Annotated in this window: 6 protein-coding genes; all 6 read right to left on the bottom strand. The window is 68.5% G+C overall.

From position 1 onward, the window contains the following. Nucleotides 1–226: 226 nt before the first annotated feature. The 6 genes from ABH935_RS50695 to ABH935_RS50720 all read right to left on the bottom strand — a co-directional run bounded on the left by ABH935_RS50695 (nucleotide 227) and on the right by ABH935_RS50720 (nucleotide 7,363). Complete coding sequence (locus ABH935_RS50695; protein ID WP_370385212.1) at nucleotides 227–1,303, bottom strand: ABC transporter ATP-binding protein; 1,077 nt, start codon at nucleotides 1,301–1,303, stop codon at nucleotides 227–229. Beyond that, nucleotides 1,300–2,328 carry an ABC transporter ATP-binding protein gene (locus tag ABH935_RS50700; protein WP_370385213.1) on the bottom strand — a complete coding sequence of 343 codons (1,029 nt, stop codon included), beginning with the start codon at nucleotides 2,326–2,328 and terminating at the stop codon, nucleotides 1,300–1,302. The genes ABH935_RS50695 and ABH935_RS50700 overlap by 4 nt, the downstream gene beginning before the upstream one ends. Continuing rightward, a complete protein-coding gene (locus ABH935_RS50705; protein ID WP_370385214.1) occupies nucleotides 2,325–3,332 on the bottom strand; it encodes an ABC transporter permease in 1,008 nt (335 codons plus the stop codon). The genes ABH935_RS50700 and ABH935_RS50705 overlap by 4 nt, the downstream gene beginning before the upstream one ends. A gap of 7 nt (nucleotides 3,333–3,339) precedes the next feature. Next, nucleotides 3,340–4,326, bottom strand: a complete 987-nt coding sequence (locus ABH935_RS50710; RefSeq protein WP_370385215.1) for an ABC transporter permease — start codon at nucleotides 4,324–4,326, stop codon at nucleotides 3,340–3,342. Between the two features lie 126 nt (nucleotides 4,327–4,452). Continuing rightward, nucleotides 4,453–6,174: an ABC transporter substrate-binding protein gene (locus ABH935_RS50715; protein WP_370385216.1), complete on the bottom strand. Its 1,722-nt coding sequence runs from the start codon at nucleotides 6,172–6,174 to the stop codon at nucleotides 4,453–4,455. Between the two features lie 223 nt (nucleotides 6,175–6,397). After that, nucleotides 6,398–7,363, bottom strand: coding sequence for an ROK family protein (locus ABH935_RS50720; protein ID WP_370385217.1), 966 nt, complete (start codon nucleotides 7,361–7,363; stop codon nucleotides 6,398–6,400). Nucleotides 7,364–7,825 lie beyond the last annotated feature (462 nt).

Genomic DNA, 7,825 nt, shown 5'->3' on the forward strand with positions numbered 1-7,825 from the left:
CACACCACCGAACTGCGCCACCCAGCGGATCCTTCTTAAACCCGCGCGAAGCCGTAAAAAGCTCCTAAAACCCACCACCAAACCGCACCCACCACCAGCACCCACCCCACACATAAGCTAACAGCGCCGAAAATCCCCGCACCCCACACCAAAACCCCGACCGCACAGACCCTCCCCACAAGAGTCCGTACAGCCGGGGTCACCCCACGACGGCGCGCCGACCGGTCTACCCGGCGGCGACCCCCGCCGTCGCGCGCTGCGCCACGTGGCACGCCGCCTCGTGATTCGGAGCGAGCTCCAGAAGCGTCGGCGTCTTCTCGTGGCAGATGGGTTCGGCCAGTGGACACCGGTCCCGGAACCGGCAGCCGGGCTTGGGGTTGATCACCTTCGGCGGCTCAGCCTTCGCCGTCTCCACGTCCACCGACAGCGGCGCGCGCGGGTCCGGGACCGCCGACAGGAGCAGCTGCGTGTACGGGTGCTTGGGGTCCTGGAGCAGCGATTCGGTCGGGCCCGCCTCCACGATGTGGCCGCCGTACATCACCATCACGCGGTCGCTGACGTAGCGGGCGCTGGCGATGTCGTGCGTGATGTAGAGGAACGACACGCCCTCGCTCTCGCGCAGGTCCGCCATCACGTTCAGCAGGCCGATGCGGATCGAGACGTCCAGCATCGACACCGGCTCGTCGGCCAGGATCAGCTTCGGCCGGTAGGCCAGCGCCTGGGCGAAGCCGATGCGCTGGCGCTGGCCGCCGGACAGCTCGTACGGATACCGCTGCAGGATCTCCGCGGCCGGGTTCAGCCCGACCGCCTCGACCACGCGCTCGGCCTCCTCGTCCCGCTGCGCCGCCGACAGGTCGGTGCGGTGCAGCTTCAGCCCGCGGGTGATGCCGTGGGAGACGCGGTAGGCCGGGTTCAGCGAGGCGAAGGGGTCCTGGAACACCATCGGCACGTCGCTGCGGTAGCCCAGCTGCGCCTTGCGGCCGTGCATCGAGCTCAGCGGCTTGCCCTCGAACAGGATCTCGCCGGACGTCGGCTTGTAGACCTGCGCGAGCAGCCGCGCGATGGTCGACTTGCCGCTGCCGGACTCGCCGACCAGCGCCACGATCTCGCGCCGGTTGATGGTCAGGTTCACCTGGTCCACGGCGTGCAGGTTGTTGCGGGAGAAGCCGCCGCCGATCCGGAAGTGGCGCGTCAGGTCCACCGTCTGCAGCAACGTGGTGGTCCCGCCCGAGTTCTTGCCCGAGTCCTTGCCCCAGTCCCCGCTCGGGTTCCCGCTCAGGTTCCGGCTCGTGTTCTCACTCACGACTCGACCTCCACGCTCACGGCCGCCGGCTCGTGCAGCAGGCACCGCGCCTGCCCGTGCCCGACGGTGTACAGCTCCGGCACGTCCACCTTGCAGCGGTCCATCGCCACCGGGCAGCGCGGGTGGAACCGGCAGCCCGACGGCGGCTTGGCCAGGTTCGGCGGCGCGCCGGGGATGCCGGTCAGCCGCTTCTTCTCGCCGCGGATCGACGGGAACGCGTCCAGCAGCCCCTTGCTATAGGGGTGCGCCGACTGGTCGAAGACGGCGCGGGTGTCGCCGAGCTCCACCACCTGCCCCGCGTACATCACCATCAGCCGGTCGGAGAAGTGGCTGACCAGCGACATGTCGTGGGTCACGAAGATCACCGCGAAGCCCAGCTGCTTCTGCAGCTCCTTGATCTGCGCCATCAGCGAGCGCTGCGCCACCACGTCCAGCGCGGAGGTCGGCTCGTCCATGACGATCAGGTCCGGCGTGAACAGCAGCGCCATCGCGATCATCGCGCGCTGCCGCATCCCGCCGGAGAGCTGGTGCGGGAACGACTTCAGGTGCACCGGGTCGATGCCGACCAGCTCCAGCACCTCGGCCGAGCGGACCCGGATCTGGGTGTCCGACCACTTGGCGTGCGCCTTGATCGCGTCCTTGAACTGCCGGCCGATGCTGTGCACCGGGTTCAGCGCGTTCATCGCGCTCTGCATCACGACCGAGAAGTCGCGCCAGCGCAGGGTGTTCAGCGACTTGGCGGTCATCGCGACCAGGTTCTCGCCCTTGAACCACACCTCTCCGCCGGCCACCGAGGCCGGCGGGTTGAGCAGTTGGGCGATGGCGAACAGCATCGTGGACTTCCCGCAGCCGGACTCGCCGACCACGCCCAGGAACTCGCCCTTGGCCAGGCTCAGGCTCACGCCGGCCACGGCCTCGACCGGGCCGCTCGACGTGGCGTACTCCACCCTCAGGTCCGTGACCCGGAGCAGGGCGTCCCGGTCGGTGTCCAGCACACTCATCGGTTCCAGCATCGGCTCACTCATTTCCTCGCACCTCCGCCGACGGTCGCGGGGGCCTGCGCGGGACGCCGCCGCGTCCCGAGCTTCTTGACCCGCTGCCTGCGCACGGGGCGCAGGGCCGGGTTGCTGATCTCGTCGAAGGCGTAGTTCATCAGGGCGAAGGCGACGCCGAGGACGGCGATGCCGATGGCCGGCAGGACGGCCCACCAGGCGGTGCCGGACTCCAGCGCGGACTGCGAGTCGGCCCAGTAGAGCATCGTGCCCCAGCTGTCGGAGTTCGGGTCGCCCAGGCCCAGGAACTGCAGACCGGCGGCGGCGAGCACCGAGTACAGGGCGGCGCCGAGGAAGTTGGCGATGATCAGGGAGATCATCGTCGGCAGCATCTCGCAGACGATGATGTAGGAGCGGCGCTCGCCGCGAACGCGTGCCGATTCCAGGAAGTCCCGGTTGCGCAACGACAAGGCCTGGGCGCGCATCTGGTTGGCGCCGTAGGACCAGCCGGTGACCACCAGGACCGCGATCATGATCGTCAGGGTCGGCTTGCCGGCGTAGGCGGAGAGCACGATCACCAGCGGGAAGGTCGGGATGACCAGCACCACGTTGGTGATGAAGGAGATGACGTCGTCGGGGATGCCGCCGAGGTAGGCCGCGGAGACGCCGACCAGCACCGAGACGATGGTCGCCAGACCGCCGGCCACCACCGCGATGATCAGGGGTTCGCGGGCGCCGTAGACGAACAGCGCCCAGATGTCCTGGCCGAGCGAGGTGGTGCCGAACCAGTGCGCGCCGGACGGGGTCAGGCGCGGTGTGAACTTGGCCGGCGCGGTCGGGTCGGACACCGAGGTGAACAACGACGGGAAGACCGCCATCACCAGGAGCACGAAGAACATGGCGAAGCCGACGTTGGCCTTGCGATTGCTCAGGAACGCGCGCCAGACGCTGGCGCGCGAGCGGCGCCGGCCGGCGGTCGGCGGGCCGATCGGGGCCTCGGGGCCGGCCGCGGAGTCCGCTGATGTCAGGGTCGTCATACGCTCCTCACCCCTTCGCCCGGGTACGCGGGTCCAGCCACACGGTGACCAGGTCGCAGATCAACAGGGCGCCGAGCACCGCCACCGTGAACAACATGAACAGGGTCTGCATCATCGGGTAGTCGATGCTCTGGACCGCGTTGTAGAGCTGGTAGCCCAGACCCGGGTAGTTGAAGATCTTCTCGACCAGGATCGCGCCGGTGAGCACGAAGCCGATCGACATCGCGAAGCCGGACAGGTTGGGCAGGAAGGCGTTGCGCGCGGCGTAGTTCATCATCACCTTGCGATCGGACAGGCCCTTGGCCCGGCCCATCCGGATGTAGTCCTCGGCCAGCGTGGTGATCATGTTGTTCCGCATGGTCAGCACCCAGCCGCCGACCGAGGTGATCAGCAGGGTCAGCGCGGGCAGCGCCGCGTACTTCAGGATGCTGCCGATGAAGCCGGGCGAGAAGCCGGGGACGATCGAGGTGTCGTAGTTGCCGGAGGACGGCAGCCAGGTGTTGTCGACCGTCAGGAACAGAATCAGGAACAGCCCGACGACGAAGTACGGCAGCGCGCTGGTGACCACGAAGACCGAGGGCAGCACCGAGTCCACGACGCCGCCGCGGCGCCACGCGGCGACGGTGCCGACCAGCGAGCCGAGCAGGAACGCCAGCACCGTGGTGATGCCGACCAGGCCCAGCGTCCAGGGCAGCGCCTGGCCGATCAGCTTCGACACCGGCGTGCCCAGCGAGCTGCCCAGGGACACGCCCCAGTTGCCGGTGACCATGTTGCCGAAGTAGTCGAAGTACTGCTGGACGATGTTCTCGTGCGGCTTGTAGCCGAACGAGGTCAGGATCTCCGTCAGCTGGGCGTCGGAGACCCGGCCCTTGGTCTGGGCGCGCAGGGTGTTGATCGGGCTGCCCGGCATGAAGTGGGGCAGGAAGAAGTTCAGCGTGAGGGCAGCCCAGAGGGTGAGAAGGAAGAACCCTACTCGGCGCAGAAGATATCTCAACCCTCTGTCCTTTCGTTGATTTGCCGTGTACGCGAGTGGCGGGGCGGGAAGCTGCGGCGTCCGGGGGTACGGCTCCGGACGCCGCCTGCGGTCCCCGCTGACGCGGGGCGGTCTCGCGGTTAGCGGTTACTGGGCCGGCTTGTAGTACAGGTGCAGCAGCACCTGCTCGTTGTCCGGGTAGTTGTACGCCGCGGGCTGCGCGTACGGGTTGTCCGACGTGGGCCAGCCACCGAAGTTCTTGGTGTTGTACTGGAACCAGTCCGCGGACTCGGTCACCGGGATGAACGGCAGGTCCTGGAGCACGTGCGCGGTCACCTGCTTGATCACCGAGACCTGCTGGTCCGCTGAGCTCGCGGTGGCGTACTGGTCGAGCAGGCCGTCGACCGCGCTGTTCTTGTAGCGCTCGAAGTTGCCCGCCGAGGCGCTCTGGCCGAGCGGCGCGGTGTTGGCCGAGTGCAGCCACGCGCGCAGTTCGGTGTAGGGGGACGGGCCGGCGGACGGCTGGGAGCCGTAGGCCAGGTCGAAGTCGCCCTTGTAGAGCTTGTCGTAGTACGTCTGGTTGGTCAGCGAGCTCTCGGTGATGTTGATGCCCAGCGGCTTGAGCTCGTCCTTGATGATCGCGATCGAGGCGTCCCAGTCGGTGTAGCCCTGGATCGAGATGATGGTCAGGTTCAGCGGGTTGCTCGGGCTGTATCCGGCGGTGGCCAGTGCCTGCGCGGCCTTCGTCATGTCCGGCTTGTCGAACCCGGCCGAGGTGATGGCCGCGGCGTCGTTGTACTTGTCGAAGGTCGGGGTGACGACGCCGGTCTGGTTCCCGGGCGGCTGCTGGCCGTCCTCACCGATCGCCGAGACCTTGGCCTTGTCGATCGCGTAGGCGAGGGCCTGGCGGACGCCCAGCTGGCTGGTGGCCTTGTGCGAGGGGTCCAGGTTCGGGATGACCGCGACGTTCAGGACCGGCGGGGACCAGGTGTGGTTGTCCGAGGACTTGTTCAGGTAGAACGACTTGATGCCGGTGATGAACTGCGAGCCCCACTGCGCCTTGCCGCTGGCCAGGTCCTGGTTCGCCGGGCTGTTGTCCAGGTAGGCCGGGTACTCCAGCTTGGTCACGTAGGGCTTGCCGGGCTGCCAGAAGTTCGGGTTGGCCGTGTACTCCATGTTGTTCGGGGTGCACTTGACCGTGTACGGACCCGAGCCGATCGGGTTCGGGTCGGTCCAGGTGTCCGGGTGCGCCGCGGCGTCGCCGGTGGACCAGATGTGCTTGGGGATGATCCCGACCAGCGTGGCGAAGGTGTAGAAGTACACCTGCGCGTTCTGCTTGAAGGTCATCGAGACCTGGTTGCCGGTGGCGGTGACGTCGGTCAGGCCGGCCGCGGACCACAGCGAGTAGTTGTCCAGCGCCGGGGTCTGCTTCATCAGGTTGTACGTGTAGGCCACGTCGTCAGCGGTCAGCGGCTGGCCGTCGCTCCACTTCACCCCGTCCCGGATGGTGAAGGTGATCTTCGTCTTGTCGGCGTTCCACTGGTAGCTCGACGCCAGCATGGGCGTCTCCTTGGCGTCCTGCAGGATGTTGGTGTAGATGAGCGGCTCGTAGATGAAGCCGAGGGATTCCAGGTTGAAGGTCGAGTTGTACGGGTTGAACGAGCACGGCCAGGTCTGGCCCTGCTCGTTGGAGATGGTGAGCGTCCCGCCTTGCTTGTAGGTCTGGGCCCCCGTGGACGAGCCGGCGGTGGAGGCGGTGTTGGCCCCGCTCCCGCTGGAGTCCGAGGTGTGCTTGGTGCTGGAGCACGCGGAGGCCGCCAGGCCTATGGAGACGGCGACCGCTAGCAGTGACGACTTGCTGCGCCTCATGCTGGGGTTCCTTTCCTGTCGCGGGATATGGCGCCCGTGGTTGGTTTCTCGGTGTGGTGCCTTGCTTTTGTCGGTTGTGGTGCGGTGGTGCGGTGGTGCGTCGCGCTGTTCTGCCGGTGGTGCTTGGTGCCTGGTGCGGTGGTGCTCGGTGCGGTGGTGCTCGGTGCGGTGGTGCCGGTGGTGCGAAGTCCCTGATCGTCACAGAGGGAGTGGACCGATGTCATCAGGGGGCTTTTGAGGTCGTGGAGGTTTCGGCCGCGAGGTCGGCGACGGCCGGGACCGCCTCCCGAGCCGCGACCCGGGCCAGGGTCAGGGCGCCGGCCAGCGGCGCGTCGAACGGGAACGCGGCTTGCACCAGCTCTGGCGGGAACGGCACCGCGACGTCCAGCGCGCGCCGCAGCGGGGCGTAGAGCACCGGCCAGGAGCGGACCATCCCGCCGCCGACCGCGATGCGCGCCGGATCCACGGCGATGGCCAGGTTCACCAGGTGGAACGCCAGCTCCTCGGTGAACTCCCGGAGGATCTCGGCGGCCCGCGGATCCTGGCTCGCCGCGGCGAACAGGTCCTTGGCCCCGGTGGCGTCCGGCTGGATCTCCCGGGCCCGGGCCAGCAGCGCGATGCCGCTCACCCGGTCCTCCAGGATCGAGCGCTGCCCGGCGGCCAGCCCGACGTCGCCGAGCGCCCGCAGGTTGTAGCCGATCTCCCCGGCGGCACCGTTGCGCCCGGCGATGACCTCGCCCTTGGTGACGATGCCGACGGCCAGACCGGTACCGAGGTTCAGATACAGGCCGGGGTCGGCGTCCTTCAGCGCGCCTTCGACGGCCTCGACGCGGGTGGCGGCCTTGACGTCGGTCTCGACCCGGATCTCGGAAGCAGGGAAGGCCGCCTGGATCTCCTTGGCCAGCGCCAGATCGGCCCACCCGGGGATGTTCGGCGCGAGATCGACCCCGGACTCCCTGGGGATCCCGATCGTCGACACGCCGACCGCGAGCGGCTCACGCCCCGGCGCGACCCGGTCCAGCAGCGCCCGCGCGGCCCGCAGGCCCCGGCCGAGCGAGGCCCGGCCGCCGTCGGCGGCGTGGGTCGGGACGGTGGACGCCCCGAGGCGGGGGCCGGGCGTGGGCTCGGCGACCGCCATCGCGGTTTTGGTGCCGCCGAAGTCGATTCCCAGCACAACGGGGGGAAGCAAGCGTCCTCCTCGACAGGGTTGTCGTGCCTTGCGGGTGGGGCCTGGGTGGTGCGGGGGTGGGGCTTGGGTGGTGCGGGGGTGGGGCCTGGATGGTGCGGGGGTGAAGCGGGGATGAAGCGCGGTGCGAGTTCGTCAGTAAAGTAAACTAAATATTGTCGCGGCGGAAGGGGTCGGGGCGGCTGGGTGGGTAACCTTTCGGCAACGCCGTGATGGGGGTGAGGTGGGCGGGTGGTGGGGGCTGGTGCGGTTTGCGTGGTGGTTTTCAAGGCTTTTTACGGCTTCGCGCATGGTTTGATGACCTCGCGGGGGGACGCAGTTCGGTTGTGCCCCGCATGTTGCGCTGGCGGCTGGCGGTTTTCGTGGGCACGACCACGCGCCGGTCCGAGTCACTGCGCATGTCGTAGGCGGCAATCGTCGTGCGTGGTGGGCGCCTTGAGGCCTCCGGCGGGCGCTCTACAGCGA

It is taken from the genome of Catenulispora sp. GAS73 (assembly GCF_041262085.1).
Taxonomy (GTDB): domain Bacteria; phylum Actinomycetota; class Actinomycetes; order Streptomycetales; family Catenulisporaceae; genus Catenulispora.

Excerpts from the sequence above, each read along its gene's own strand:
- ABH935_RS50715 (WP_370385216.1), bottom strand. The coding sequence starts at position 6,174 with ATGAGGCGCAGCAAGTCGTCACTGCTAGCGGTCGCCGTCTCCATAGGC.
- ABH935_RS50700 (WP_370385213.1), bottom strand. The coding sequence starts at position 2,328 with ATGAGTGAGCCGATGCTGGAACCGATGAGTGTGCTGGACACCGACCGG.
- ABH935_RS50705 (WP_370385214.1), bottom strand. The coding sequence starts at position 3,332 with ATGACGACCCTGACATCAGCGGACTCCGCGGCCGGCCCCGAGGCCCCG.